The 26317-nt window shown below is 33.3% G+C and carries 25 protein-coding genes and 2 tRNA genes; 8 read left to right on the top strand and 19 right to left on the bottom strand.

Features of this window, described 5'->3' with window-relative positions; translation table 11 throughout:
* Nucleotides 1–56 precede the first annotated feature (56 nt).
* The 8 genes from RM538_RS06940 to RM538_RS06905 all read right to left on the bottom strand — a co-directional run bounded on the left by RM538_RS06940 (nucleotide 57) and on the right by RM538_RS06905 (nucleotide 6506).
* A complete protein-coding gene (locus RM538_RS06940; RefSeq protein WP_311332688.1) occupies nucleotides 57–1676 on the bottom strand; it encodes a SulP family inorganic anion transporter in 1620 nt (539 codons plus the stop codon).
* A gap of 68 nt (nucleotides 1677–1744) precedes the next feature.
* Nucleotides 1745–2437: a lycopene cyclase domain-containing protein gene (locus RM538_RS06935; protein WP_311332687.1), complete on the bottom strand. Its 693-nt coding sequence runs from the start codon at nucleotides 2435–2437 to the stop codon at nucleotides 1745–1747.
* 6 nt (nucleotides 2438–2443) lie between these two features.
* Nucleotides 2444–2893, bottom strand: coding sequence for a sterol desaturase family protein (locus RM538_RS06930; protein ID WP_311332686.1), 450 nt, complete (start codon nucleotides 2891–2893; stop codon nucleotides 2444–2446).
* 3 nt (nucleotides 2894–2896) lie between these two features.
* Complete coding sequence (locus tag RM538_RS06925) at nucleotides 2897–3739, bottom strand: phytoene/squalene synthase family protein (protein WP_311332685.1); 843 nt, start codon at nucleotides 3737–3739, stop codon at nucleotides 2897–2899.
* 1 nt (nucleotide 3740) lies between these two features.
* Nucleotides 3741–5198: a phytoene desaturase family protein gene (locus tag RM538_RS06920; RefSeq protein WP_311332684.1), complete on the bottom strand. Its 1458-nt coding sequence runs from the start codon at nucleotides 5196–5198 to the stop codon at nucleotides 3741–3743.
* Nucleotides 5199–5253: 55 nt separating this feature from the next.
* Nucleotides 5254–6156: a MerR family transcriptional regulator gene (locus RM538_RS06915; protein ID WP_311332683.1), complete on the bottom strand. Its 903-nt coding sequence runs from the start codon at nucleotides 6154–6156 to the stop codon at nucleotides 5254–5256.
* Nucleotides 6157–6314: 158 nt separating this feature from the next.
* Nucleotides 6315–6398: transfer RNA gene (locus RM538_RS06910), tRNA-Leu, on the bottom strand.
* Between the two features lie 35 nt (nucleotides 6399–6433).
* Nucleotides 6434–6506, bottom strand: a tRNA-Lys gene (locus RM538_RS06905).
* 151 nt (nucleotides 6507–6657) lie between these two features.
* On the opposite strand from RM538_RS06905, the gene RM538_RS06900 reads away from it, so the two are divergent.
* Complete coding sequence (locus RM538_RS06900) at nucleotides 6658–7179, top strand: shikimate kinase (protein ID WP_311332682.1); 522 nt, start codon at nucleotides 6658–6660, stop codon at nucleotides 7177–7179.
* Here RM538_RS06900 and RM538_RS06895 read toward each other — a convergent pair.
* Together RM538_RS06895 and RM538_RS06890 are read right to left on the bottom strand one after the other, a co-directional pair.
* Nucleotides 7171–7674: a phosphoribosyltransferase family protein gene (locus RM538_RS06895; RefSeq protein ID WP_311332681.1), complete on the bottom strand. Its 504-nt coding sequence runs from the start codon at nucleotides 7672–7674 to the stop codon at nucleotides 7171–7173. The genes RM538_RS06900 and RM538_RS06895 overlap by 9 nt on opposite strands.
* 26 nt (nucleotides 7675–7700) lie before the next feature.
* A complete protein-coding gene (locus tag RM538_RS06890) occupies nucleotides 7701–8075 on the bottom strand; it encodes an RNA-binding S4 domain-containing protein (RefSeq protein WP_311332680.1) in 375 nt (124 codons plus the stop codon).
* An 80-nt stretch (nucleotides 8076–8155) separates the two neighbouring features.
* Between RM538_RS06890 and RM538_RS06885 the strand changes: the two genes are divergently transcribed.
* The gene (locus RM538_RS06885; RefSeq protein ID WP_311332679.1) at nucleotides 8156–9058 is read left to right on the top strand and encodes an FKBP-type peptidyl-prolyl cis-trans isomerase; all 903 of its coding nucleotides are present in this window, start codon (nucleotides 8156–8158) and stop codon (nucleotides 9056–9058) included.
* A gap of 107 nt (nucleotides 9059–9165) precedes the next feature.
* Here RM538_RS06885 and RM538_RS06880 read toward each other — a convergent pair whose 3' ends face one another.
* Both RM538_RS06880 and RM538_RS06875 read right to left on the bottom strand, forming a co-directional pair.
* On the bottom strand, nucleotides 9166–10119 hold the full coding sequence (locus RM538_RS06880; RefSeq protein ID WP_311332678.1) for a transketolase family protein: 954 nt from the start codon (nucleotides 10117–10119) through the stop codon (nucleotides 9166–9168).
* Nucleotides 10120–10203: 84 nt separating this feature from the next.
* Nucleotides 10204–11049 carry a transketolase gene (locus RM538_RS06875; protein ID WP_311332677.1) on the bottom strand — a complete coding sequence of 282 codons (846 nt, stop codon included), beginning with the start codon at nucleotides 11047–11049 and terminating at the stop codon, nucleotides 10204–10206.
* A 173-nt stretch (nucleotides 11050–11222) separates the two neighbouring features.
* On the opposite strand from RM538_RS06875, the gene tgt reads away from it, so the two are divergent.
* The 6 genes from tgt to RM538_RS06845 all read left to right on the top strand — a co-directional run bounded on the left by tgt (nucleotide 11223) and on the right by RM538_RS06845 (nucleotide 18420).
* Complete coding sequence (gene tgt / locus RM538_RS06870; RefSeq protein ID WP_311332676.1) at nucleotides 11223–12353, top strand: tRNA guanosine(34) transglycosylase Tgt; 1131 nt, start codon at nucleotides 11223–11225, stop codon at nucleotides 12351–12353.
* Nucleotides 12353–13432 carry an LptF/LptG family permease gene (locus RM538_RS06865; RefSeq protein ID WP_311332675.1) on the top strand — a complete coding sequence of 360 codons (1080 nt, stop codon included), beginning with the start codon at nucleotides 12353–12355 and terminating at the stop codon, nucleotides 13430–13432. The genes tgt and RM538_RS06865 overlap by 1 nt, the downstream gene beginning before the upstream one ends.
* Nucleotides 13419–14321, top strand: a complete 903-nt coding sequence (locus RM538_RS06860; RefSeq protein ID WP_311332674.1) for a DMT family transporter — start codon at nucleotides 13419–13421, stop codon at nucleotides 14319–14321. Before RM538_RS06865 ends, RM538_RS06860 begins: the two co-directional genes overlap by 14 nt.
* 56 nt (nucleotides 14322–14377) lie before the next feature.
* Nucleotides 14378–15331, top strand: coding sequence for an acetyl-CoA carboxylase carboxyltransferase subunit alpha (locus RM538_RS06855; RefSeq protein WP_311332673.1), 954 nt, complete (start codon nucleotides 14378–14380; stop codon nucleotides 15329–15331).
* A 167-nt stretch (nucleotides 15332–15498) separates the two neighbouring features.
* Nucleotides 15499–17055, top strand: coding sequence for a replicative DNA helicase (gene dnaB, locus RM538_RS06850; RefSeq protein ID WP_311332672.1), 1557 nt, complete (start codon nucleotides 15499–15501; stop codon nucleotides 17053–17055).
* A gap of 177 nt (nucleotides 17056–17232) precedes the next feature.
* Nucleotides 17233–18420, top strand: a complete 1188-nt coding sequence (locus RM538_RS06845) for an asparagine synthetase B (RefSeq protein WP_432279800.1) — start codon at nucleotides 17233–17235, stop codon at nucleotides 18418–18420.
* A gap of 6 nt (nucleotides 18421–18426) precedes the next feature.
* Here the strand turns inward: RM538_RS06845 and RM538_RS06840 are convergent, their stop codons facing one another.
* The 7 genes from RM538_RS06840 to thrS all read right to left on the bottom strand — a co-directional run bounded on the left by RM538_RS06840 (nucleotide 18427) and on the right by thrS (nucleotide 25859).
* Nucleotides 18427–20136 (bottom strand): caspase family protein, encoded by a 1710-nt coding sequence (locus RM538_RS06840; RefSeq protein ID WP_311332670.1) that lies wholly within the window; start codon nucleotides 20134–20136, stop codon nucleotides 18427–18429.
* Between the two features lie 5 nt (nucleotides 20137–20141).
* Nucleotides 20142–21479 carry a hypothetical protein gene (locus tag RM538_RS06835; RefSeq protein ID WP_311332669.1) on the bottom strand — a complete coding sequence of 446 codons (1338 nt, stop codon included), beginning with the start codon at nucleotides 21477–21479 and terminating at the stop codon, nucleotides 20142–20144.
* A 64-nt stretch (nucleotides 21480–21543) separates the two neighbouring features.
* Nucleotides 21544–22491: an OmpA family protein gene (locus RM538_RS06830; protein WP_311332668.1), complete on the bottom strand. Its 948-nt coding sequence runs from the start codon at nucleotides 22489–22491 to the stop codon at nucleotides 21544–21546.
* Between the two features lie 116 nt (nucleotides 22492–22607).
* Complete coding sequence (gene rplT / locus RM538_RS06825; protein WP_311332667.1) at nucleotides 22608–22952, bottom strand: 50S ribosomal protein L20; 345 nt, start codon at nucleotides 22950–22952, stop codon at nucleotides 22608–22610.
* A gap of 118 nt (nucleotides 22953–23070) precedes the next feature.
* Nucleotides 23071–23268 carry a 50S ribosomal protein L35 gene (rpmI, locus tag RM538_RS06820; protein ID WP_311332666.1) on the bottom strand — a complete coding sequence of 66 codons (198 nt, stop codon included), beginning with the start codon at nucleotides 23266–23268 and terminating at the stop codon, nucleotides 23071–23073.
* A gap of 71 nt (nucleotides 23269–23339) precedes the next feature.
* Nucleotides 23340–23852 carry a translation initiation factor IF-3 gene (gene infC / locus RM538_RS06815; protein WP_311332856.1) on the bottom strand — a complete coding sequence of 171 codons (513 nt, stop codon included), beginning with the start codon at nucleotides 23850–23852 and terminating at the stop codon, nucleotides 23340–23342.
* A gap of 60 nt (nucleotides 23853–23912) precedes the next feature.
* Nucleotides 23913–25859 (bottom strand): threonine--tRNA ligase, encoded by a 1947-nt coding sequence (thrS, locus tag RM538_RS06810; protein WP_311332665.1) that lies wholly within the window; start codon nucleotides 25857–25859, stop codon nucleotides 23913–23915.
* Between the last annotated feature and the right edge of the window lie 458 nt (nucleotides 25860–26317).

Raw genomic sequence — 26317 nt, 5'->3', positions numbered from 1 at the left:
TTACTTAGTTGGATAGACAGATAGATTTCAGTTAAAAGTACTGAAAAATTGTAAACCTAAACTTCACTATCCATAACATCTGTCACTACATAATACCTCGGGTCGTCTACCGAATCTTTTATAATACTTTCAAATTCTGGATTCCATTTGAGAAGTAAGGCTTTACAGTCTGGACTTAGGTGGGTTAGTGTGACTTCTTTTCCTAAGGCGACATATTTGTTGGCAATATTTCGTAAAGCCTCTACACCACTATGGTCTGTTACTTTAGATTCTATAAAATCTATTTCAATAGCTTTAGGGTCATTACTAATATCAAATTTACTGTTAAATGCCTGTGTGGAGCCAAAAAATAATGGACCCCATATTTCATACACTTTAGTACCATCCTCTTTTATTTTTTTTCTTGCTCTAATTTTGGTTGCATTTTGCCAAGCAAAAGTTAAAGCACTCATGATCACACCAGCAATTACAGCAATTGCTAAATCCTGCCATACCGTAATAGCAGAAACAGCTATTAAAACAATGGCATCACTAAGCGGTATTTTATGTAATATTCTAAAACTACTCCATGCAAAGGTTCCAATTACTACCATAAACATAACCCCAACCAAAGCCGCAATCGGGATTTGCTCTATTAAAGGAGCTCCAAACAATACAAAACAAAGTAAAGCAACGGCAGCAATCGCTCCTGAGAGTCTTCCTCTACCTCCAGAATTTACATTTATAATTGATTGACCAATCATTGCACAACCACCCATCCCTCCAAAGAGTCCATTTAAAATATTAGCGCTTCCTTGTGCAACACACTCACGGTTTCCACTTCCGCGGGTTTCAGTCATTTCATCAATTAGATTTAATGTCATTAAACTTTCAATAAGTCCTACAGCTGCTAAAATAAATGCAGTAGAAAGTATCATGCTCCAATTATCACCAATAGTATAAAACAATGTAAATATTTGATCCTGGAAGGTAGGTAACCCTCCTTGTAATCCTTCGCCACCCCCATCTCTAATAAATGAGCCTACAGTACTAACATCAATTTTTCCAAAAATTACAATTGCAGCTACTATTATAATTGCGGTTAAAGCTGCTGGTATTTTCTTAGTTAGTTTAGGTAAACCAAACATTATGACCATTGTTAGGAGAACAAGTCCTAACATAACCCAAAGATTAGTACCAGTCATGTATTGCTGGACACCATCTACATTCTCTTTAAAAAGTCCTAATTGCGATAAAAAGATAACGATGGCTAATCCGTTTACAAATCCCATCATTACAGGATGAGGTATCAATCTAACAAACTTACCTAGACGAAGTACACCAGCTAAAATCTGGATAGCCCCAACAAAGAGAAGTGTTATAAAAAGCCATTGTAAACCTAGGTTTTCTACAGGTGCAGTTAATGCTTCACCAACTTCGTTTCCCTTTTGTATTAAATGAACCATTACAACAGCCATTGCACCAGTAGCACCACTTATCATACCAGGTCTTCCTCCAAAAAGTGCAGTTACAATCCCCATCATAAAAGCACCATATAATCCCACTAAGGGATCTATTCCAGCTACAAATGCAAAAGCAACAGCTTCTGGTACTAATGCTAAAGCAACGGTAAGCCCAGAAAGAATATCATTTTTTGGGTTTTGTGTAAAGTTTTTGATGGTCTTTTGTAACAACATGGTTTTGTCTTAGAAAAGGCGCAAAGATAAAATTTTAAGAGGTAGAACTTGAATTTACTATAAGATATTTATAGTCGTTTTCTTTTGTTTTCTAATATTTCAGTAACAAAATATACAGTTAGTAACATTCCAAGTGCATAGACGCTATCTTCTATTGGTATAGTTCCCATTCTTATTCCTAGGTTTTCTGCATCATTATACCAGACTACTTGATTATCTATCCAACTACCAGTAAGTACGCCATTCACAATAAAAAAAGGTATAAGAATAACTAAAAAGGTAGGAAGAAACTTTCGTAAAAGACTTTTGTTGTAATTATAAACAATACCAAGAAGTACTATTGCGTAAAAGAAATTTATTAATGTGTACCATTTATCAAAATGGTACCAGAGTGTAATAATTAAAACACATAGCAACGAAACATAAATAATATTTGTTAGTTTTTCTGAGAAAGCAAGTTTTGGGAAAAAATGATACAAAGAATAATGTGTAAAAACACATGCATAGGGTATACAAATAAAGAATAGCCATTCTTCTACTGGGAGATGAAATAACTTAACTCCAGTAATGTATGTGTCATTAAATCCCCAAAATCCATTAGAAGTAAATACGACATCCCAAGGAATAAAAACGAGCATCATTATAAACACTCCAATAAAAAATGATCGCCATTTTTTATAAAACTGAAGTTTGGGATGAAAGCTAAAAAGAAAAGGAATAATAAACGACCCAAAATTTAACCATAAATAGAGGTTATTCATCCTATATTATTTTTTAAAATATTTAAGAGGAGGAAAAAGCATTCCGTAACATTCACCGTCTGCTTTACCAAGGTGCTTATGATGTATTTTATGAGCTCTCCTAATGCCTTTTGCATACCAGTTATTGGCATTTCTAAATAGTTTAAAACGTTGATGTATAAAAATATCATGTACCATAAAATAGGTGACTCCGTATGCAAAAATACCCAATCCTATAGGTAATCCAGCCCAGAAACCATAGTATTGCCAGCCTACAAAACATGCTATACTAACTGCTGCATAAAATATGAAGAAGAAATCATTTCGTTCCCACCAACTATTATGGTCCTTGTAATGGTGGTCCTTATGTAAAGACCATAAAAATCCATGCATTACGAATTTATGTGTAAACCAAGCCATAAACTCCATAATACAAAAGGTTGTCAAAAAAATTAAAACCCAAAGAAGATTATCCATGCTTTATCTCACTAATTTTAATTGGTATTTAACATAGCTTCGTGTAAGTAGTCCAAATTTCTCATAATTAGGTACACGAATACGTGTGTTTTTAATTTCAATTGCTGGAGTTTTTGCTAGCTTTTTAAGCAATCTTTTGTAATATCTATATGCCATAAAAACTCCAAATTTAGCCTCGGTAGGAAGGTTTAATATCCCTGCATATCCTTTTTTAAAGTCAGCCTCAATATCATCTATTATGTGTTTCTTGGATATTTCATCTAATGCGTCTAAATTAGTATTTGGAAAATAAGTTCTGCTCAAGCTTTCATAGTCTTCTTTTAAATCACGTAAAAAGTTTACTTTTTGAAAAGCAGAGCCTAAACTCATGGCAGCACCTTTAAGCTCTTCATACTTTTTAGAATTCCCTTTCACAAAAACTTTTAAACACATAAGTCCTACTACATCTGCAGAGCCATAAATATATTGTTTATACTCATCTTCAGTAGTGTAAATAGATTTTGATAAGTCTAGTCGCATACTTTTCATAAAAGCATTTATTAGCTCTTTTTCAATGTTGTACTTATGAACCGTATGTTGAAAGGAGTTAAGAATAGGATTAAGACTTATTTTATCTTTTAATGCGTCTTCTAATGAAGCTTCAAACTTATTAAATAATTCTTCTTTATTATAATCATGAAATGTATCTACAATTTCGTCTGCAAAACGTACAAACCCATAAATATTATGAATGTCCTGTCTAATAGTAGGGGCTAGCATTTTTGTAGCGAGTGAAAACGAAGTGCTGTAAGCATTAGTTACACTTTTACTACAAGATTGAGAAACGATATCGAATAATTCTTTCACTTTAGTTATTTGCTATTAATCCTGAAACTAATTTCCCTGAAATTAGGGAAGGTGGAACACCGGGTCCAGGAACAGTTAATTGTCCAGTAAAAAAGAGATTTTTTACTTTCTTGCTCTTTAATTTTGGTCTTAAAAAGGCGGTTTGCATAAGTGTATTTGCTAATCCATATGCATTTCCTTTATAAGAATTATAATCATTTATAAAGTCATTAATACAAAACGACTCCTTAAATATAACGTATTTTTTAACTTCTTGGTTTGTTAGTTTTTCAAAACGGTCTAGTATAATCTCAAAGTATTTTAACCTTAATTTTTTAGTGTCTTCAATTCCAGGAGCTAGTGGGATGAGAAAAATCCCCGCCTCTTTACCTTCTGGTGCAACATTGTTATCTGTTTTTGAAGGAAAACTAGCGTAAAAAAGTGGATTTTCAGGCCATTTAGGTGTATCATAAATGTCTTTGGCGTGTGCCTCAAAATCTACATCAAAAAATAAAGTGTGGTGCTCTACGTTTTCGAGTTTTTTGTCAAACCCTACATAAAATAAAAGCGAAGACGGTGCAAAAGTTTTTTTCTCCCAATAAGCTTCAGAGTATTGACGGTACTGACTGTCTAGTAAGGTCTCTGTGTGATGATAATCTGCACCACTTAATACAATATTTGCTTCTATAGGTTGAGAGTTTACAACTAGTCCAGTAGTTATACCATTCTTTACATTAATTTTTTCTACATTTTGATTCGTTTTAATTGTAACTCCTAGTTCTTGTGCTAGTGCCTTCATACCTTTAATAACTGAATACATCCCTTCTTTAGGATGAAAGGTACCTAGACCAAAATCTGCATAATTCATAAAGCTGTAAAAAGCAGGTGTATTAGAAGGTTTTGCTCCTAAAAAAAGTACTGGAAACTCAAGTATTGATATTATTCTAGGGTTATTAAATTCTTTTCTAACCTCTTTACTAATGGTGCTAAAAAACTGACCAATTTTTTTAATTGTAACAGGAGTTACTAGCTCTAAAGGTGATACGCCAGGTCTATATACTAAATCTTTAATAGCAATGTTGTAGTTGTCTAATGCTTTATCAATAAATTTTTTAAGTTTAATAGAACTTCCTTTTTCTTCTGCTTCAAAAGTGGCACATATTTTTTCTAGTGTATCTTCAATTGTGATATAATCATTCTCACCAAAATACACACTATAGGCCGGAGCTAATTTAATAAGCTGATAGTAGTCCGATGGTTTTTTGTTAAAATCTGCAAAGAAACGCTCAAAAACATCTGGCATCCAGTACCAAGTAGGACCAATGTCAAATGTAAAACCCTCTTTCTGTAATTGTCTTGCTCTTCCTCCAACGGTGCTATTTTTTTCATATATAGTAACACTATTACCTTGTTTAGCTAGGTATGCTGCTGCTGCTAGAGAAGAAAAGCCAGAACCAATTATTGCTATTTTTTTATTCATATTGTTTAACAAATTTACTATTTAATTAAACAATATTGTCTAATAATTGAAAACATTATGATTTTTTTAAAGTTTTGATGGTTGAAAAGAAGTCTTCAAAACCTTTTACTATCCTTACCTTTTCTGTACTTATTTCATTTTTAACTTTAGGTCCCATTAACCATACTCTTTGTTGTTCTTTACTATCGAGGATATTGATTAATTTTTCAAGAAAGTTATTTATTGGGGTAGTTTCTGGTTGTGTAGTTAAATAGCTTAAATAATAAATATTGCTTTGGTAATTTTTCAAGTTAACTAAGTTTTCTACCGGAATACTTGATCCAAGATATATGGTTTTAAAACCAGCTTTGATTAACTCATAGTTTGCATACATTAATCCTATGTCATGCATTTCTTTAAAGGGTAAGAAAAGAGCAAAAATAGGAGCATTTTTCTGTTCTTTTTTTGGTTGATCTTGGCTTGCTGCAACAATAATTTTTTGTTTAATACACTCAGAAATAAAACTTTCGTGTATTGGGTCAATAGTTCCTATTTGCCATAAAATGCCTATTTCTTTTAAAAGAGGAATAAATACTGAAATAAATATTTGTCTAAAAGTTTTTTTTGCAGCCAGCTCATCGTATGTTTTTGAGAATAATGAATTACTAAACTCAAACATAGAAGACTTAAAAGAATTGATTGCATAGGTGTCACTATCTATCTTAGAAGATTCTTTTACTAACTTGGAAATTTCATCAGGTTGAAGTTTCGCAATTTTTGAAATTTTATATCCTTGATTGTATAAGAAAGTTACATTGAGTAGTTTTTTGAAACTTTCAAGGTCATAATTTCTAATGTTGGTTTTAGTGCGTTCTGGGCTTAATAAGTTATATCTTTTTTCCCAAATACGAATAGTATGAGCTTTTACACCTGTTAGATTCTCTAAATCTTTAATACTAAACGTTGATTTTATGTACATTAAAAAAAATTATTCCGAAGGTCAATGTACTAAAATTATGCTAGAGTTTGTAACTAAGATTAGCCCAATGATATTGAAAAAGAGCTTGGGTAACAGTTAGCATAATAAATTTCATTTTTTACGAAGTTCATTTTGAGCTTATTTATTATGGTTTATAGTACCCGGGATGGGACTTGAACCCACACGCCCAAAAGGACACATGGCCCTCAACCATGCCTGTCTACCAATTCCAGCACCCGGGTAAAAAAAAAGTTAAACCTGTGGGTTTAACTTTTTGTGACCAGTCTGGGGCTCGAACCCAGGACCACCTCCTTAAAAGGGAGGTGCTCTACCAACTGAGCTAACTGGTCTTCCTTTTTTATTTACTAACAAACATCTCTGTTTTGCTAGGCGGGTGCAAATATACTATCATTAAATCTATTTTTCAAAGCAAATTTAAATTAAATTTTATGTGGTTTATTAAATCATTAAAAACAATTAGTTTAGCGCTAAAATTAATGCATGAAAATTGTACTTATTGGCTACATGGGAAGCGGGAAATCTAGTATTGGAATCGAATTATCTTCAATTTTAGGTTATAAATTTGTAGATATTGACTCCTATATTGAAAAAAAAGAGAAGCAATCTATATCTTCTATTTTTAAAACAAAGGGAGAAATATATTTCAGAAAAGTTGAGAAAGTTTATTTAGATGAAGTACTTAATGACAACTCGTCCTTAATAATAGCAACTGGAGGTGGCACACCTTGTTATGGTACAATAATGAATGAACTTAAAAAAAGTAAAGACGTTATTACTATATACCTGCAAACTGGACTAGAAGAGCTTACCAAGCGGCTTTATATAGAAAAAGAAAAAAGACCTCTTATTTCACATTTGGATAATAAAAAAGAGTTGCAAGACTTTATAAGAAAGCATTTGTTTGAAAGAAGTTATTATTACAATCAATCTGACAAAAAAGTAGTTACCGATGGTTTTTCGGTGAGGGAAATTTCAAAAAAAATAGTTCTCCAGTTATTCTAGAAAAGCACAGTCTTTTCCTTTGTCAAAGACAACCACAACATTTTCATTTAAAGAAGTAGATAAAGAAATGCCCTTATAATCTGCTTTTACAGGGTATTTTTTATGGTTTCTATCTACCAGCACAGCAGTTTTAAATTGCTTTAAGGGTACTTCAAGAAAATGTTTTACTCCGTAAATTAAAGTTGTTCCGCTATGTAAAACATCATCAACAAGTAATAGCGACTTATTTTTATAATCACTAACACCTAAACTTGTTGTAATAGGATCTGTTGGCTTTTTCTTATTAATAGTTAACTCACATAGCGTAACCTTAATAGGCGAAATTTTTTCTACTTCAGTTTTTATTTTTTTAGCTAAAATGAAACCATTCTCTTTAATACCAGCAATTACAATTTCTTTTTCAGAAACATTAGCTTCGTAAACTTGATAGGCAATTCTCTTAATTTTATGGACAATTTGTTTTTTATCTAGTATTACTGCTGAAGTGGTACTCATGTATAAACTTTTTTCAAAGATAGTAATTACTCTTCTTCTGTATTGGTAAAATCCTCAAGGTCTCTACGATCTTTTTTTGTAGGTCTTCCTTCCCCTCTTTTTCTATTATATGATTTCGAATATTGAAGCAGTTCCATACTTTCAAAGGCTTCCTTAGGAGTAGTGTCTTTTCGATACAAGTCTACTAGCTTAGCTCCTACACGGCTTTTAGGTAAATCTAGGACCTCTAATTGATAGTTAATTTGATTTTTACGCACTAATATCTCATCACCCGGAAAAACATCTCTAGCTGGCTTTACAATGGCATTATTTACTCTAACTGAACCTTTTTTACAAGCTTTAGAAGCTATACTCCTAGTTTTGTAATACCTAGTTGCCCATAAATATTTATCAATACGCATGTAATTGTTACAAAAAAACTTCGTTATTAAAGAAAGCAAAAATAACTTAAAATCGTATCTTTCGCCCTCAAAAATTTAGTATGAAAAAAGTAATTTATTTATTCGCTATTTGTCTAGCGTCACTTGTAGTCTTTAATTCATGTAATAATGATGATGATGGTCCAGAAACTGTGCCTTTGCGAGATAGAACTGAAGAAGCTACAGCTGCTCAATTAGAAATAGAAGAGTATCTAGAAACACATTTTTATAATTATGAAGATTTTGAAAATCCTTCTGCTGAATTTGATTTTAAAATTGTTTTTGATACGATTGCAGGTGAAAACGCAAATAAAATTCCATTAATTGAGCAAGTAAGCTCTAAAATGGTTAGAGATAGATTAGAAGAAGGCTTGATGTATAAGTTATACTTTTTAAAAGTAATTCAAGGTGGAGGAGAATCGCCTAATTTCCCAGATATTGTAAATAATACATATGAAGGTAGATTATTAGATAACACTCTTTTTGATTCTAGTACAATTCCAGTTCGTTTTGATTTAACAAATGTTATAAATGGTTATCAGGATATAGCTAAAGAATTTAACGGGGCAAGTAACATCATACAAAACCCAGATGGTTCTTTAGATTTTGAGGATTTTGGCGTTGGCGCTATGTTTATTCCATCTGGTCTTGGATATTTTGGTTCTGGACAAGGATCTATTATTGAACCATATGACCAATTAATTTTTACATTTCAACTTTATACCGTTGAAGCTGGTGATCAAGATAATGACGGGATCTTATCTATTAATGAAGACTTAAATAATAATGGCTTAGAAGAAGATGATGATACAGACGAAGATGGCTTGCCTAATTACTTTGATAATGATGATGATAATGATGGAATACTCACAAGTGATGAAATAGAGATAGATGATGATGGGAATATTACATTCCCAGATGCAGATGGAGATGGTACACCAGACTATCTAGATAGCGATAGTTAATAGGATTATTTATAAAAAAGTTAAAAAGCCTCTTACATTTGTAAGAGGCTTTTTAAGATTTGGTAACATCATTTTTTCTAACTAACAATGATGTGCAAAAAGGTAAATTATTTGCGAGCTATTGCTCGCCTTGCAGCTTTAACAATAGCAGAAGCATTTAAACCATATTTTTCCATTAGTTGTTCTGGGGTGCCAGACTCACCAAAGGTGTCATTAGTAGCTATAAATTCTTGTGGAGTTGGGGATTCTGTTGCTAAGACTCTCGCTACACTTTCGCCAAGACCACCTAAATAATTATGCTCTTCGGCAGTAACAATACATCTTGTTTTTGAAACGCTATCAAGTATTGCTTTATTGTCTAAAGGCTTAATTGTATGTATGTTAAGAACTTCGGCAGAAATACCTTCTTGGTGTAAAGCTTCGGCAGCTTGTAAAGCTTCCCAAACTAAATGTCCAGTCGCTACAATAGTCACATCTGTTCCTTCTTGTAAATGAACAGCTTTACCTATTTCAAATTTTTGATTTTCTTCTGTAAAATTAGCAACTTTTGGACGTCCAAAACGTAAATATACAGGGCCTTCATGCTCTGCAATAGCAAGGGTAGCTGCTTTGGTTTGGTTGTAGTCACACGTATTAATAACCGTCATTCCTGGTAACATCTTCATAAGACCAATGTCTTCAAGAATTTGGTGTGTTGCTCCATCTTCACCTAGTGTTAGACCAGCATGTGAAGCGCATATTTTCACGTTTTTACCGCTATAGGCTATACTTTGTCGTATTTGGTCATATACTCTACCAGTAGAGAAGTTTGCAAATGTTCCTGTAAAAGGAATTTTCCCGCCAATAGTCATACCAGCAGCAATACCCATCATATTGGCTTCTGCAATTCCTACTTGGAAAAAACGCTCCGGATGGTTTTCTTTAAAGGCATCCATTTTTAGAGAGCCAATTAAATCTGCACACAAGGCTACCACATTTTCATTTTTCTGCCCAAGCTCTGTTAAACCTGCACCAAAACCAGATCGAGTATCTTTTTTTCCGCTATCTATGTATTTTTTCATCGTAGTGCCCGCGAAAGCGGGTATTTTTAATTAAATGTTATTTTACTTAAGAGCTATTTCTTTTAAAAAGGACTTACGAGGTGGTTAATAGTCTCCTAAAGTTACTGGGTTTTGTTCTAATCCTAAAGCTAACTGCTCGTCATTTGGTGCTTTACCGTGCCAAGCATGAGTGTGCATCATGAAATCAACCCCATTACCCATTACTGTATGTAATAATACACAAATAGGTTTTCCGTTGTTTGTATTTGCTTTAGCAGTTTTCATTCCTTTTATAACTGCCTCAAGGTTGTTACCTTCTTTAATTTCAATTACATCCCAACCAAAAGCTTCAAACTTTTGCTTTACATTTCCTAATGGAAGTACAGTATCTGTTGATCCATCAATTTGCTGGCCATTTAAATCAATTGTAACAATCAAATTATCAACCTTATTACCTGCAGCATACATAATTGCTTCCCAGTTTTGTCCTTCTTGTAACTCACCATCACCACAAAGTGTATACACTATATGGTTGTCATTATTTAGTTTTTTTGTTTGTGCAGCACCTATTGCTACCGAAATACCTTGCCCTAAAGACCCAGATGCTACTCTAATTCCAGGTAGACCTTCGTGTGTAGTAGGATGCCCCTGTAATCTTGAGTTAATAAGTCTAAATGTGTTTAACTCTTCAATAGGAAAGTAACCAGAACGTGCCAAAACACTATAAAAAACAGGAGAAATATGTCCGTTGGATAAAAAGAAAATATCTTCATCTTTACCATCCATAGAGAACCCTTCTTTTCTATCCATTAACTCTTTAAATAGAGCTACAAAAAATTCTGCACAGCCTAATGAACCTCCAGGATGACCAGAGTTTACTTTGTGGACTTGTCTTAAAATATCTCGACGTACTTGAGTAACCAAATCCTCAAGGTGTTGTATATCTGCCATAATTGTGATGATTAAACTTCAAAAATAAACGAATAAATAGGGGAGGGCAAGACATTAAATAAGCAGTTATTAACCATTTGCGGTTTTTAGTTAACAGTTTTACAGGATTATGTTAGAATGTGGTTTTAAAAATTGCAATTCAATTATCTTTGCTCTTTTCAGAAAAAGCCCTTATGCAATTTACCTTAAAAGTAACAGATACTTCAAGCGATGCACGTGCAGGAACTATACAATTGGATCATGGACCAATTGAAACCCCGATTTTTATGCCTGTTGGAACGGTTGGTACTGTTAAGGGAGTACATCAAAAGGAGTTGCGAGAGGAAATAAATCCAGATATAATTTTGGGGAATACCTATCATTTGTATTTACGACCTCAAACTCCAATAATTGAAAAAGCTGGAGGGCTACACAAATTTATGAATTGGGATAGAAATATCTTAACCGATAGTGGTGGTTATCAAGTGTATTCACTTTCAGCAAATCGAAAAATTAAGGAGGAAGGTGTAAAGTTTAAGTCACATATAGATGGTAGTTACCATGTGTTTACACCAGAAAATGTAATGGAAATACAGCGTAGTATAGGAGCAGATATTATTATGGCTTTTGATGAATGTACACCATATCCCTGTGATTACAACTATGCAAAACGTTCCATGCATATGACGCATAGATGGCTTGAGCGTTGCCTAACACATCTCAAGAAGACTCCTTTTAAATATGATTATGAACAAACTTTTTTCCCAATTGTACAAGGAAGTACCTATAAAGACTTACGTAAGCAATCGGCAGAGTATATTGCATCTGTAGGAGCAGAGGGTAATGCTATTGGAGGATTAAGTGTTGGTGAGCCCGCAGAAGAAATGTATGAAATGACAGCTGTAGTCACAGAGATACTTCCTAAGGATAAACCACGTTATCTTATGGGAGTTGGTACACCTATTAACTTATTAGAGAATATAGCTTTAGGGATAGATATGTTTGATTGCGTAATGCCAACACGTAATGGTAGAAATGGAATGTTATTTACAGCACATGGCACCATTAATATTAAGAATAAGAAGTGGGAAGCAGACTTTTCGCCTATTGATGAAATGGGAATTACTTGGGTGGATACGGAGTATAGTAAAGCATATGTACGTCACCTTTTTACGGTAAACGAGTTATTGGGGAAACAAATATGTACAATTCATAATTTAGGTTTTTATCTTTGGCTAATGCGAGAAGCAAGAAAGCATATTATCGCTGGAGACTTCACGTCTTGGAAAAATAGTATGGTACAACAAATGGACAAGAGGTTATAATGATTAGCATACTAGATAGGTATATATTAAAGAAATACATAGGGACTTTTGCCCTACTATTATTGCTATTTATTCCTATTGGTATTACTGTTCATTTAGCTGAAAAAATAGATAAGATACTGGAGAATAATGTTCCCCTTGTTCAAGTGTTACTCTATTTTTATGATTTTACAATCTACTTTGCCAATTTACTCTTTCCTTTATTTTTGTTCTTATCAGTTATTTGGTTCACATCAAAACTTGCAAACAATACCGAAGTAATTGCTTTTTTAAGTAGTGGAGTTTCTTATTATCGTTTTTTGCGTCCTTATATGATTGGAGCAACTATAGTGTGTATTGGCGCATTTGTTTTAGGTATGTATATGGCTCCAAAAGCGAGCCAAGGCTTTAATGAATTTTCATATAAATATTTAAAGAAAGGGAAAAGAGATAGAGAGCAAACCAATGTATTTAGGCAGGTTAATGAAAACGATTATATCTATGTTAGTTTTTTTAATGTAAAGGGGAGGTATGGAAGTAATTTTACTTTGGAGCATTTTGAAGGCAATAAAATGGAATATAAAATAAGTGCTAATAATATTAAATATAATGATGAGGATAGCACTTATACCTTAAGTAATTATGTAAAAAGAACCATAGGCGAAAACGAAGATATTATAGAAAGAAAATCAAAATTGGACACCATTTTTTCTTTTGAAATGGAAGACCTAACCCCAGTTGAATACATCGCCGAAACTTTAAACTTTACAGAACTTAATGATTTTATAGCTAGAGAAAAAGCCAGAGGCTCGTCATATATAAATAGGTATGAGGTGGTTCGTTATAAACGATGGAGCTTACCTGTTTCTGCATATATACTTACTATCATTGCCGTTGCTGTTTCTTCAGTAAAGAGAAGAGGAGGAATGGGAGTAAACCTCGCTATTGGGATTGCAATAGGGATGGTATTTGTTTTCTTCGATAAAATTTTTGGGACTATGGCAGAGCAAAGTGATTTTTCACCGCTTTTCGCTACTTGGTTTCCCAATATTATTTTTGGTATTTTGGCTATCTACTTGTTACGTAATGCAAAACGCTAAGCTGCTTAATTACTTTCACTTACACTTCATAATATTTATTTGGGGATTTACGGCAGTATTAGGTGCTTTAATATCTATAGATGCTATTCCATTAGTTTGGTATAGAATGTTATTAGCTACAGGATTTATCTTTTTGTTTATAAAAGCAAGAAAAATAAACCTGAAATTTTCAAAAAAGGCACTCGCGGGTTTTTTATTAGCAGGAGTTATCATTGCAGTACATTGGTTGTTCTTTTTTGGCGCAATTAAGGTTGCCAATGTTTCAGTTACATTAGCCATAATGTCTACAGGAGCCTTTTTCACTTCTTTATTGGAGCCTATTTTTTTCAGAAGAAAAATAATCTGGTATGAAGTATTTTTTGGACTTATTGTAATTGTTGGATTGTATATAATTTTTAAAGTAGAAACTAATTATGTGCTAGGAATCATATTAGCTTTATGCTCTTCATTTCTAGGTGCATTATTTTCAGTAATTAATGGGAAGTTTGCTGTAAAATACAATGCTTCTGCTATTTCGTTTTATGAGTTACTTTTTGGGATGTTGTGTATTACAGTCTATTTAGGTTTAAACGGAAGCTATACGCCTTCTTTCTTTCAATTAAGTGTAAATGATTGGATATTGTTGCTCATTCTAGCTTCAGTATGTACAGCTTATGCCTTTATAGCTTCAGTTCACGTTATGAAATGGATTAGCCCTTATACTGTAATGTTAAGTATTAATATGGAGCCTGTTTATGGAATTGTACTCGCTTTACTCATTTTGGGAGATAGTGAAAATATGAGTCCAGCTTTTTATTATGGCGCAGCTATAATTGTTGTTACAGTAGTGTGTAACGGAATAATTAAAACGAAACTGGAAAGAAAAAAACAGAGGATTACGTCAAGCTAGTGAAATGTTTTATATTTGTAAGCTAAGACCAAAAATTAACTTCAAGCAGATAGACAATGGAATATCTTGAATTTGAATTACCTATAAAAGACTTACAAGAGCAATACGAAAAGGCTTGCCAGATTGGAGAAGAAAGCGATGTTGATGTGACCAATACCTGTAAGCAAATTGAAAAAAAACTAAAAGAAACCAAAAAGGATATATATAAAAACTTAACACCATGGCAACGTGTACAGTTGTCCCGTCACCCTAATCGTCCCTATACAATGGATTATATTAATGCCATTTGTGGGGATTCTTTTTTAGAGTTACATGGAGACCGAAACTTTAGAGATGATAAAGCTATGGTAGGTGGTCTTGGTAAAATAGGCGACCAGAGTTATATGTTTGTTGGGCAACAAAAAGGATACAATACCAAAACAAGACAATACAGAAACTTTGGTATGGCAAATCCAGAAGGGTATCGCAAAGCTTTGCGATTAATGAAGTCTGCCGAAAAGTTTAACATTCCTGTAGTTTGTTTAATAGATACTCCAGGAGCATTCCCAGGATTAGAAGCCGAAGAACGCGGGCAAGGTGAAGCAATTGCTAGAAATATCCTAGAAATGACAAGACTTAAAGTCCCAATTATTGTTGTAATTATTGGAGAAGGTGCAAGTGGAGGAGCCTTAGGAATAGGTGTTGGAGATAAAGTATTAATGTTAGAAAATACTTGGTACTCAGTTATCTCTCCAGAAAGTTGTTCGTCTATATTATGGCGAAGTTGGGAATATAAAGAGCAAGCAGCAGAAGCTTTAAAATTAACAGCTGCGGATATGAAAAAAATGAAACTAGTTGATGTTGTTGTTAAAGAACCTCTAGGAGGAGCACATAGCGATAGAGAAACTACGTTTAGAACAGTTGCCAACACAATTGAAAAACAATACAGCGAATTAAAAGACTTATCACCAAAAGATTTGGTTGAAAAAAGAATGGATAAATATTCTGAAATGGGAGTCTTTAAATCCTAAATTGAGCAATACCAATACTTCACAAAATCCGGAGTTTTTGCTTCGGATTTTTTTGTGCGTTATCAACAATATTTTTAACTTATCAACAGTTAGTTTGTTAATGAGTGGTGAACATTAGAAAGCTCAAATTTAGCCTTTGCTCTTAACAATTTATTTACATTCGCCTTATGGAAAAAGTACAGCCTAAGCCCTCATATTCCCAAAGATCCTCACAAGTTATTTCTTTGGAAAAAGGAAAATTACCCCCACAAGCTATTGATTTAGAAGAAGTTGTGTTAGGGGCAATGATGATTGATAAGAAAGGAGTAGATGAGGTAATAGATATTTTAAAGTCCGAAGTTTTCTATAAACAAGCACATCAATTTATTTTTGAGGCTATTTACAAACTCTTCGAAGATAGTCAACCCGTAGACTTATTAACCGTTTCGGAGCAATTAAAGCGAGACCAAAACCTTGATACAGCAGGAGGTGAATATTATTTAGTACAATTAACACAAAAAGTATCATCTTCTGCGCATATTGAGTTTCATGCGAGAATTATTTTGCAGAAATACATTCAGCGTAGTTTAATTAAAATTTCAAATGAAATTATTGAAGAGTCCTACGATGAAACAACCGATGTTTTTGATCTTTTAGATACAGCAGAATCTAAACTTTATGATATTACTCAAGGAAACATTAAACGTTCTTCAGAAACTGCACAACAATTAGTGATTCAAGCAAAAAAGAAGATTGAAGAAATTGCTAATCAAGAAGGACTCTCAGGTATTCCTTCAGGATTTAATAAAGTAGATAAGTTAACTTCTGGATGGCAGCCAAGTGATTTAATTATTATAGCAGCTAGGCCAGGTATGGGTAAAACTGCGTTAACATTATCGATGGCAAGAAACATTGCTGTAGAACATAATATTCCAGTAGCCTTTTTCTCATTGGAAATGTCCTCTGTGCAATTAATTACCCGTTTAATTTCTTCAGAAACTGGATTATCCTCAGAAAAACTAAGAACTGGAAACCTAGAAAAACATGAGTGGGAACAACTTAATGTGAAAGTAAAAGGACTAGAAAAAGCACCATTATTTATTGACGATACACCTTCACTTTCTATTTTTGACCTACGTGCAAAAGCAAGACGTCTATCATCCCAACACGGTATTAAACTCATTATGATAGATTACTTGCAGTTAATGACTGCTGGTGGAAGCCAAAAGGGAGGAAATAGAGAACAAGAAATATCTACAATTTCTAGAAACTTAAAAGCCCTAGCAAAAGAATTGAATGTCCCTGTTATTGCCCTATCTCAGCTATCTCGTGCTGTAGAAACTAGGGGAGGAAGTAAGCGACCTTTATTAAGTGACCTTCGTGAATCTGGAGCCATAGAGCAGGATGCAGATATTGTAAGCTTTATCTATCGCCCAGAATACTATAAAATAGAAGAGTGGGATGATGAAGAGCGCACTCCAACCGATGGTCAAGCAGAGTTTATAGTTGCAAAGCACCGTAATGGTGGTCTTGATGAAATTAGACTTCGTTTTGTTGGACATTTAGGTAAGTTTGAAAACCTTGAAACGTTTGACTTTACAAACGAGATACATTCAAAAATGAATGCCGCTGCAAATGATGATACCTTTAAACCAGATAATCTACCTTCTCCAGATGAAGCATTTGGCAGTACCATGAATGATGATGTAACGCCAAGTGATGGAGATGACGATATTCCTTTCTAGATTCCTGTGAAGACAGAAATCTATCTAAAGAGTAATAAATCCAAAATCATCAATCTAAAGTAAAACAAAGTTTGGCTCAAAATTTGTACCTTTCCAAGTATGATAAAACAGATTTTTATAGCCTTATTTCTCTTTTTTGGAAGTGTTAATGTTTTTGCGTCTTACATCCTAATTCCTATGGATGCCGAAAGCCAAAAAGAACACTTAAAAGCGTACGGTATTACCTATTGGACACTAGAAAGACAAGTGAAAGTAAAATGGTTACTTAATTACAGAGGTGGCTCTTTTCTATTGCCAGATTCCGAAGAAATAAAAAGGGAATGCCAAATTCGTGGCGTTAGTTTTGAAGTTTTATCTGATGCTAAAACAGAACAAATTTTACAAGAAATAAGCAGTCCATCAAAAAATATGGAGGCAGTTGTTTTAGAAAAGGCCCCTAAAATTGCGGTGTATTCACCAAAGGGAAATCAACCTTGGGATGATGCAGTAACAATGGTCTTAACGTATGCCGAAATACCTTATGAAACTATTTATGATGAAGAGGTAATGGGAGATGAGTTGTTGTTATATGACTGGCTTCATTTGCATCACGAAGATTTTACAGGACAATATGGAAAATTTTACAGAGCCTATAGAGCTGCACCTTGGTATATTGCCGAAAAGAAAAAGGCTGAAGATTTAGCCGCTAAAATGGGGTATAGTAAAGTTTCTGAAGCAAAAAGAGATGTTTCTCTAAAAATTAGAGATTATGTAGTAGGTGGTGGTTTTATGTTTGCAATGTGTAGTGCAACCGATAGTTTTGATATTGCATTATCAGCTTCAGATGGAGTAGATATTTGTGAGTCTATGTTTGATGGTGACCCAAGTGATCCTGGGTACCAAAGTAAGATAGATTACGCTAAAACCTTTGCTTTTAAAAACTTTACTTTAGAGAGAAATCCTATGGTCTATGAATTTTCTTCTATAGATATGACAGCGAAAAGAAGAATCCCAAAAGAGACAGACTACTTTACATTGATGGATTACTCGGCTAAGTGGGATCCTATTCCTTGTATGTTGGTACAAAATCATACCGCTTTAGTTAAAGGATTTATGGGACAAACAACATCTTATAAAAGAGATGAAGTTAAAAGTAATGTCTTAGTGATGGGAGAGAATAAAACCAATGGGGAGGCACGATATATCCATGGAATTAAAGGAAAAGGTTTCTTTACCTTTTATGGAGGACACGACCCAGAAGATTATCAGCATAGAGTAGGAGATGCTAAAACCGAATTAGCATTACATCCTAATTCTCCAGGATATCGTTTGATACTAAACAATGTGTTATTTCCGGCAGCGAAGAAAAAGAAGCAGAAGACTTAAAAATTACTATTTATTTTTAAATCGTGGCAAATTAATAAATTCATAAATGCTTTCGTCAAGGCATATTTCGTTACAAGTACCATCTAATTGTATTTTTAAAACTAATGTAGTAAAACTACTATTTCTTGGATGGTAAGAAATTTTTGCTCCTTTCCAACTAACCTCGATAGGTTCATCAGAGCAATAATCAAAAACAACATTTCCATTTTTTTTGAAAAGTCCCCATTTTCCTTCTTCATTTTTTTTATTCTTGTACTTACCATTTTTAAGGTCAATATCTTCTGCAGAGGGAATTTTATTCCACCATCCTCTTCCAAATTTTTCTCTGATGTCATCAATCTTATCTCGAGATATAAATGTTCCTCTATTAGTAATGTATTCATTTTTAATGTTAATTACTTCACCAGTACTGAAGTCTTTTCTCTCGATGGAAGATTCATTTTTGCTCACCTTATATACAAGCCTATAATAATACTCACCAAAATACAATAAGTCAAAATCAATAAACCCTTTTGCAATGGTTCTGAAGTTTTCATTAAGAATAATATTCTCCTTAAATTTTCTCAATAAAAAATGTCCATTTCTTAAAGGTTCAATAAATTCAAACTCATTTGGAATTGCTTGAAACTTACTATTTAAATTATAAAGACCATAAAATCCATTTTTTTCGGTTATAGCAGTATCATTATATGTATTTATATAGCTTGCATTAATAAGGCTTTTACCTGAAGAATTTAATATTTTATAACTGCTCCAGTCCCCAAATTTTATTTCGTAATAGTTTTTAATTGGACACCCATTGTTTTTTATTGATCCTGAAAGTTCTGGACAATCATCATCTTTGTCTTGGATACCATCATTATCTGAATCTATAAAAGAAACAATTGATGAATCTAAATTCGCCATAGGAAAGTCTCTGCTTCCTAAAAATTGGGGAGGGTTTGAGGTTTCTAGTCTTTTATATAATACATCATACACTTCTCCGGAGGAAAGTATTTCATCTCCATCTTTATCTGTATTAATATCTTCTAATACTTCTAAAAGATTATAGGTAAATACACTTACATTTTTCCCAGCAGGAGTAGTACGATTAGCACTAGTTGCAGTAAAGGCAATTTTTTTGTCTTGTTCTTCAGTTTTTGACATAAACTGCAAGTAATTCTCTTCAAATTCACCGCCACTTTTAAGAGTTTCTAACAAAGATCCAGAATGGCAGGCATCTAGAATAAAAACTTGTGCTGCTATGTTTCTTTTTTCGAGTTCCCCTAAAATCCAATCATACGATATAAGTTTATCAGCTTCACCAACATAAAAGTCTGAAGGCACCAAGTAATCTCTTACTCCATGACCACTAAAATAAAAATACAAGGTGCTAATTTCTGGATTGGGAATGTTATCTAGAAATTTTTTAAAAGCTGTAACTATTTTCTCCTTTTTTGGATCCAGTAATACCTTTACTTTGTCTTTAGTTAAGCCCCATCCCTTTGTGTTTTTTAAAAAGCCTTCAAATTTAGTGGCATCAATTCTACAAGAAGTAAAACTTATAATATTCTCTGTATCTTCATAGTGGTCAATTCCAATAATAAATGCGTATCTATTATGCAGGGGAGACAAACTAGTGACATTAGTTTCTGTTCCAACTTTAATAGATTTATCTTGAGAAGAGCAAAGCGTACTTATAAATACTAAAAGAAGTGAGAATGTTATTTTCTTCATATTTATTATTTATTTATTTTAATATAAATAGGAATGTAGATTTGCTCTTTTCCTGATTGTGTTAATTTTATTGTTGTACTTTCTCCATTTTCCTGAGACGGCGGCTTTACATTTGGTAATACTTTACTTAGTTTCTCAATAAATAAAGTGCCTCTAGATTCACTACCTAAAATGACATTTCTCTTATTTTCAGGTATGGGAGAATTAGAAACTAAAATTAAAAATTCTTCATAAGGTGTGTCTCCTGCAATTTTAAAAAAACTATCTTTTGCAGGTAAATAAAGCGTTTTGCCTTCTATGGTCTCGGCTTCATTTCTAACGATAATCTTTTTTCCAAAAGGATCTTGCCAATACTTTACATCTTCATCATAATAGAAAAAACGAACAAATTCGTAACCGTTTATTTTTACCCAAAACCGATCTCCATTTTTAAGTGCATTAGTTGTTGCAAACATAGGCAATGATACTTTTTCATCTTCATTTTCGGTTCCTACAATGACTCTTTTAGATATTTGGTTTAATGGAATCTCAATATCCGATTTATAGTTAGCCAAGGAGATAAAGCCATCAACTTCTCTATAGTAAGGTGCTGTATTAATTTTTGGAGTGCTAATAAGGTTTTCATTTATAGTATTTTCTCTTTCTTTATTAGATGCTATTACTACAGAATTTCCCCCGTTACTTTCTTCATAAACTAATTGTTCCCATGGCTCATAATACATTTTTTTCTTGAGTTCTTTGATTACTATAATTGAAGCTAGCGATAGTATTTTACTCTCAGTTGCACGGCTTATTTTTCCATTATCAAATAACTCTGCTAGGGTGTTGTAAAGTGTTTCTCCAAATTTTATAATTAGAATAAGTGTTGAGAGTATTCCTTTAGCCTCAGCTTCTTCTTTCGCAATTTCAAAAGAAGGTAAAAACCCATTAGTATAGATTCTATTTGCAGCTTGTAAATCAATTGCATACACACCAGAATATTCATTGATTATTTTATCTAAACGTAACTTTTTAATTTGTCTAAAACGTTTTATGGAGCGTAACTCACTTGATAAATTTTCAAATATATTATTCATGTGAGCTGAATATAATGTGTAGGAATCTTTAAGCTGATTATAGGTTTTTGGGGATATTTTATCCTCCTCAGACCAAATATTAATATCCTGAAGTTTTCCGTTAATATCTTCTTTATTAAGAATTAGGTTATTAATAGCTTCTGTACTCTCTAATATTTTTATCATTTCTTCAGCAATCTCTAAAGCAGAATCAGAGCTAGATTGACTGTGTAGGTTAAAATAACAAGTAGCTATAAATAATAAGCAATAAGTTTTAATTTTATTCATAATGCATGATTTCCGTAAATTTACGAAAATCATATATATGCGTCATACCCAATCATGGGTGTATTTAGTCCAAAATTCCCTCAAAATAATCTTTAGGGGGAAGGACAGTTATTTCAACCCGTCTGTTTAATTTTTTATTGGCTCTAGATGTGTTTTCTACCCTAGGCTTTGACTCTCCGTAAGCTTTTATCTCATAATCATATAAAGCATCATATCCTAATATAGCTTGTATTCTATCTTTTACACTTAAGCATCTATTTTCAGAGAGTTTTTGATTGTAGGCAGTATCGCCATCGCTATCTGTATGTCCTTCAATTAGAATGGTAGCTTTATCTACTTGTTTAATTGTGTTGGATAATTCAGTTAATGTTTCAAGAGCAGACTCTTTTACTTTATAATCGGCTATATCAAATAAAACATCTGCATTAATGTTTAGTTTAATTACACTATTTATAGCTGCAATAGCGTCAATATCAGCTCCAGCTGTTTTACTTCGGCATAGTGTTGCTATATCTGTAATACGTAAGTAATAGAAAACTGTTTCAGTATCTATGTCAAAATCATCGAGGTCTATATACGATTTACCACCTGTAATAGTTCCTACTGAAATCCAATCCTCATTATTTTCAGAAATTTCTACAGTAGCAGCTTCTCTTGAAGGGCCTACCTCAAAAATGTATATGTCTCGTCCTTTTAGGTTCATAAAACCATTATCAGTAAAAGCAACTGTAATACTTCCTTTGCAGCCTATGGAAGTAAAGTTAGGAGTTTGATAGTTTTTATAATTTGGCTCATGTAGACATTGAGTACTATCTTGAAACTGTTTAAGTGGTGCAGGATTTCCCATTTTAAAACTAACAAGAGAATCTGCAAAAGATATTTTACCTAGTGGAAGATATAGTGAGGAGTATCTATCTATTCTATATTTTTTTCCAGTTTTTTGAGCATGCATTGGTTGGCATAGGAAAGTTATACCAATAATAATTGTAAGTGTGTAGGTTAAATGCTTCATTAGTAGCTACTAATATAACCAAACTTTGATTGATACTTAATCATTATAGGCTAATAAAAAACAAAAAACCCACTCGAATGGAGTGGGTTTGTAAGCGAAATAATAGGTTATATATCTTATTTTACTTTCTTTACGATAGCCTCAAAAGCTTCTGGGTGATTCATTGCTAAATCTGCAAGTACCTTACGGTTTAACTCAATATCATTAGCTTTTAATTTCCCCATAAACTGTGAGTAAGACATTCCATGCTGGCGTGCACCCGCGTTAATACGCGTAATCCACAAAGCTCTAAATGTTCTCTTTTTTGCACGACGGTCTCTATAAGAATACTGCATCGCTTTGTCAACGGCATTCTTGGCAACTGTCCATACGTTTTTTCTTCTTCCAAAGTATCCTTTGGCTTGCTTAAGAACCTTTTTTCTTCTGGCTCTCTTTGCAACTGAATTTACTGATCTTGGCATTTCTTAATTGTTGTTTTTTGTAGCAGGCGACTTTTTTACTTGTACTTTGTACTCTTTAGCTTTAGCGAAAGAGCTGCCCAACTCCAGGGTTTTTAAATTGTTTTAACCGGTAAAACTTTTACTTTAAACGAAGCATTTGTTTTACATTGTCTTCATCGGCCTTATGCACTACTGTGTCATGGGTCAATGCAAGCTTACGTTTTTTAGACTTCTTTGTTAAGATGTGACTTTTAAACGCATGCTTTCTTTTAATTTTACCAGTACCTGTAAGCTTAAAACGCTTTTTAGCACTAGATTTTGTTTTTTGTTTAGGCATGTTTCCTTTATTTAATTATTTCGCTTTGTTTGTTATTACAAACTTTCCTTTATATGTACTCTTAATAGAGTTTATTTCTTTTTTGGTGCGATAAACATAATCATACGTTTACCTTCAAGTTTTGGCATTTGTTCCACTTTACCTATTTCTTCTAATTCTTGAGCTAATCTTAATAATAAAATCTCTCCTTGATCTTTATAAATAATAGAACGTCCTTTAAAAAACACGTATGCCTTAAGCTTTGCTCCATCTTTCAAAAACTTCTCGGCGTGTTTCTTTTTAAACTCGTAATCGTGATCGTCCGTGTTAGGGCCAAATCGTATTTCTTTAATGGTTACTTTAGTGGCTTTTGCCTTCATTGCTTTCTCGCGTTTCTTTTGCTCGTAAACAAATTTTTTGTAATCCATTACTTTACAAACCGGTGGGTTTGCATTGGGTGAAATCTCTACAAGATCTAGTTCTTGCGCTTCGGCAATCTCTAAAGCTTTACTTATAGGATAAACACCTACTTCAACATTATCACCTACAACACGTACTTCCTTAGCACGTATCTTACGGTTAATTTTGTGCTGGTCTTCTTTAATAACCCTTGCTGGGCCTCTACTTCTTTTTCTTCTTATTGCTATGACTAAAAATTATTATGGTTACACATTAAAAGATACAATAGTTGATTGAATTTCGTTGTTAATTAATTCAGAAAATTTTTCAACGGTCATCGTTCCAATATCGCCTTCACTATGTTTTCTCACAGAAACCGTACCATCTTTTTCTTCTTGCTCCCCTATTATAAGCATATACGGAAATTTATTCATCTCTGCTTCACGTATTTTTTTACCAATAGTCTCGCTACGATTATCTACAAGGGCGCGAATTTCGTTATTTTCAAGCAAATTTAAAACTTTTTCACCGTATTTTTCATATTTTTCACTTAATGACAAAATAGCAACTTGCTCTGGCATAAGCCATAATGGGAAATTACCACCCGTGTGCTCTAGTAAGATTGCTATAAAACGCTCCATACTTCCAAAAGGTGCACGGTGAATCATTATAGGTCTGTGAAGTTCATTATCACTTCCTTTATAGGTAAGATCAAAACGTTCTGGTAGGTTATAATCTACTTGTATAGTTCCTAATTGCCAGCTTCTGCCCAGAGCATCTTTTACCATAAAGTCTAACTTAGGTCCATAAAAGGCAGCTTCGCCATGTTCTACAACATAATCAAGTCCTTTAGCTTCTGCTGCTTTCAAAATAGCTTGCTCTGCTTTCTCCCAATTATCAAGATCTCCAATATATTTCTCAGGTTTATCCATATCTCTTAGAGAAACTTGAGCTGTAAAATTTTCAAAGCCTAATGAACCAAAAACGTATAATACAAGATCTATAACATTCATAAACTCTTGGTCAAGCTGGTCTGGAGTACAAAACAAGTGTGCATCATCTTGAGTAAACCCACGTACTCTGGTTAACCCATGTAACTCCCCACTTTGCTCATACCTATATACGGTACCAAACTCTGCAAAGCGTTTTGGTAAATCTTTATAAGACCAAGGCTTGCTTTTATACATCTCACAATGGTGAGGACAATTCATAGGCTTTAATAAAAACTCTTCATCCTCATTAGGAGTGTTGATAGGTTGAAAACTGTCTTCACCATATTTTGCATAATGTCCAGAAGTGACATATAATTCTTTTTGACCTATATGAGGAGAAATTACCATTTCGTAGCCTGCTTTTTTCTGTGCAGCTTTCAAAAAGTTTTCTAAACGTTCTCTAAGAGCCGCTCCTTTAGGTAACCATAGTGGTAATCCCTGTCCAACTTTTTGTGAAAAGGTAAAAAGTTCTAATTCCTTTCCTAACTTTCTATGGTCACGTTTTTTTGCTTCTTCAAGTAATTCAAGATACTCTTTAAGTTCCTTTTGCTTTGGGAAGCTTATTCCGTAAATACGAGTAAGTTGAGTGTTGTTTTCGTCACCTCTCCAGTAGGCTCCAGCAACACTCATTAATTTTACTGCTTTTACAATTCCAGTATTTGGGATATGTCCTCCTCGACATAAATCGGTAAACGTATCATGGTCACAAAAAGTAATAGTGCCATCTTCAAGGCCTTCAATAAGCTCTACCTTGTACTCGTTATTTTGTTCCTTATAATAAGCAAGTGCATCATCTTTAGATATAGCCCGCATAGAAAACTCATGCTTACCTCTTGCAATTTCTAGCATCTTGTCTTCAATAGTCTTTAAATCTTTTTCTGAAATAGAATGTTCTCCAAAATCTATATCATAATAAAAGCCATTTTCAATAGCAGGACCAATTGTAAGTTTAATACCTGGGTAAAGCTCCTCAAGCGCTTGTGCTAATATATGTGCAGAGGAGTGCCAAAAAGCCTTTTTGCCTTCATCGTTACTCCATGTATATAATATAAGTGAACCATCTTCAGTAAGTGGGGTGGTGGTTTCAATAATAGTATCATTATAAGAAGCCGAAATTACATTTCTAGCCAACCCTTCACTAATACTTCTGGCAACCTCAAAAGGAGTTGTCCCTTTTTCAAAATCTTTTACACTACCATCAGGTAAAGTAACTGCTATCATATCGCTATTAAATTAAGCCGCAAAGATAGGACGACTTTACATGTTTTACAATAATATATTGCTTAGTTATTTGTGCGTTTCTTTTACAAAGCAGTCTTGCTTTGTAAAAGCCAGGCTATTCGCTATACCTCTTTATTGCTCTTAACTGGCCATAAAGAGGATGTCGCTACTATCCTTAACGCTTTTTGCTGTTGTAAACACCTTTATTTTAGATACTTGTGAGGACATAAAAAATAACTTAAAAAAAAGATTATTTTTTTGCTTGTTCTATTAAAAAACCATTCTATATTTGCACCCGCTTTGAGAGAAAAATACTCGCAAAGTTTCATTGACAAATTGACAACAAAATATTTTAAAAATTTTTCCATAAAAAGTTGTGGAGATAAAATAAACTGTTGTACATTTGCATCCGCTAAAATGACCACTAGGAATTTTTAGTTTAAAATATTAGAACAAGA

This window comes from Patiriisocius hiemis (assembly GCF_031846325.1).
Taxonomy (GTDB): domain Bacteria; phylum Bacteroidota; class Bacteroidia; order Flavobacteriales; family Flavobacteriaceae; genus Patiriisocius_A; species Patiriisocius_A hiemis.
The sequence above is the reverse complement of the archived record's forward strand: the minus strand, read 5'-3'. Positions and strand labels throughout refer to the sequence as shown.

What these genes read in the sequence shown, in the direction of transcription:
- RM538_RS06840 (WP_311332670.1), bottom strand. Translation starts at nt 20,136, where the DNA reads ATGAAGAAAATAACATTCTCACTTCTTTTAGTATTTATAAGTACGCTT.
- RM538_RS06880 (WP_311332678.1), bottom strand. Translation starts at nt 10,119, where the DNA reads ATGAAAAAATACATAGATAGCGGAAAAAAAGATACTCGATCTGGTTTT.
- RM538_RS06930 (WP_311332686.1), bottom strand. Translation starts at nt 2,893, where the DNA reads ATGGATAATCTTCTTTGGGTTTTAATTTTTTTGACAACCTTTTGTATT.
- RM538_RS06915 (WP_311332683.1), bottom strand. Translation starts at nt 6,156, where the DNA reads ATGTACATAAAATCAACGTTTAGTATTAAAGATTTAGAGAATCTAACA.
- RM538_RS06855 (WP_311332673.1), top strand. Translation starts at nt 14,378, where the DNA reads ATGGAATATCTTGAATTTGAATTACCTATAAAAGACTTACAAGAGCAA.
- tgt (WP_311332676.1), top strand. Translation starts at nt 11,223, where the DNA reads ATGCAATTTACCTTAAAAGTAACAGATACTTCAAGCGATGCACGTGCA.
- RM538_RS06890 (WP_311332680.1), bottom strand. Translation starts at nt 8,075, where the DNA reads ATGCGTATTGATAAATATTTATGGGCAACTAGGTATTACAAAACTAGG.
- RM538_RS06875 (WP_311332677.1), bottom strand. Translation starts at nt 11,049, where the DNA reads ATGGCAGATATACAACACCTTGAGGATTTGGTTACTCAAGTACGTCGA.
- RM538_RS06940 (WP_311332688.1), bottom strand. Translation starts at nt 1,676, where the DNA reads ATGTTGTTACAAAAGACCATCAAAAACTTTACACAAAACCCAAAAAAT.
- rpmI (WP_311332666.1), bottom strand. Translation starts at nt 23,268, where the DNA reads ATGCCTAAACAAAAAACAAAATCTAGTGCTAAAAAGCGTTTTAAGCTT.
- RM538_RS06920 (WP_311332684.1), bottom strand. Translation starts at nt 5,198, where the DNA reads ATGAATAAAAAAATAGCAATAATTGGTTCTGGCTTTTCTTCTCTAGCA.
- RM538_RS06935 (WP_311332687.1), bottom strand. Translation starts at nt 2,437, where the DNA reads ATGAATAACCTCTATTTATGGTTAAATTTTGGGTCGTTTATTATTCCT.
- RM538_RS06845 (WP_432279800.1), top strand. Translation starts at nt 17,233, where the DNA reads ATGGATGCCGAAAGCCAAAAAGAACACTTAAAAGCGTACGGTATTACC.
- RM538_RS06860 (WP_311332674.1), top strand. Translation starts at nt 13,419, where the DNA reads ATGCAAAACGCTAAGCTGCTTAATTACTTTCACTTACACTTCATAATA.
- RM538_RS06865 (WP_311332675.1), top strand. Translation starts at nt 12,353, where the DNA reads ATGATTAGCATACTAGATAGGTATATATTAAAGAAATACATAGGGACT.
- dnaB (WP_311332672.1), top strand. Translation starts at nt 15,499, where the DNA reads ATGGAAAAAGTACAGCCTAAGCCCTCATATTCCCAAAGATCCTCACAA.
- RM538_RS06895 (WP_311332681.1), bottom strand. Translation starts at nt 7,674, where the DNA reads ATGAGTACCACTTCAGCAGTAATACTAGATAAAAAACAAATTGTCCAT.
- RM538_RS06900 (WP_311332682.1), top strand. Translation starts at nt 6,658, where the DNA reads ATGAAAATTGTACTTATTGGCTACATGGGAAGCGGGAAATCTAGTATT.
- RM538_RS06835 (WP_311332669.1), bottom strand. Translation starts at nt 21,479, where the DNA reads ATGAATAAAATTAAAACTTATTGCTTATTATTTATAGCTACTTGTTAT.
- rplT (WP_311332667.1), bottom strand. Translation starts at nt 22,952, where the DNA reads ATGCCAAGATCAGTAAATTCAGTTGCAAAGAGAGCCAGAAGAAAAAAG.
- RM538_RS06830 (WP_311332668.1), bottom strand. Translation starts at nt 22,491, where the DNA reads ATGAAGCATTTAACCTACACACTTACAATTATTATTGGTATAACTTTC.
- thrS (WP_311332665.1), bottom strand. Translation starts at nt 25,859, where the DNA reads ATGATAGCAGTTACTTTACCTGATGGTAGTGTAAAAGATTTTGAAAAA.
- RM538_RS06885 (WP_311332679.1), top strand. Translation starts at nt 8,156, where the DNA reads ATGAAAAAAGTAATTTATTTATTCGCTATTTGTCTAGCGTCACTTGTA.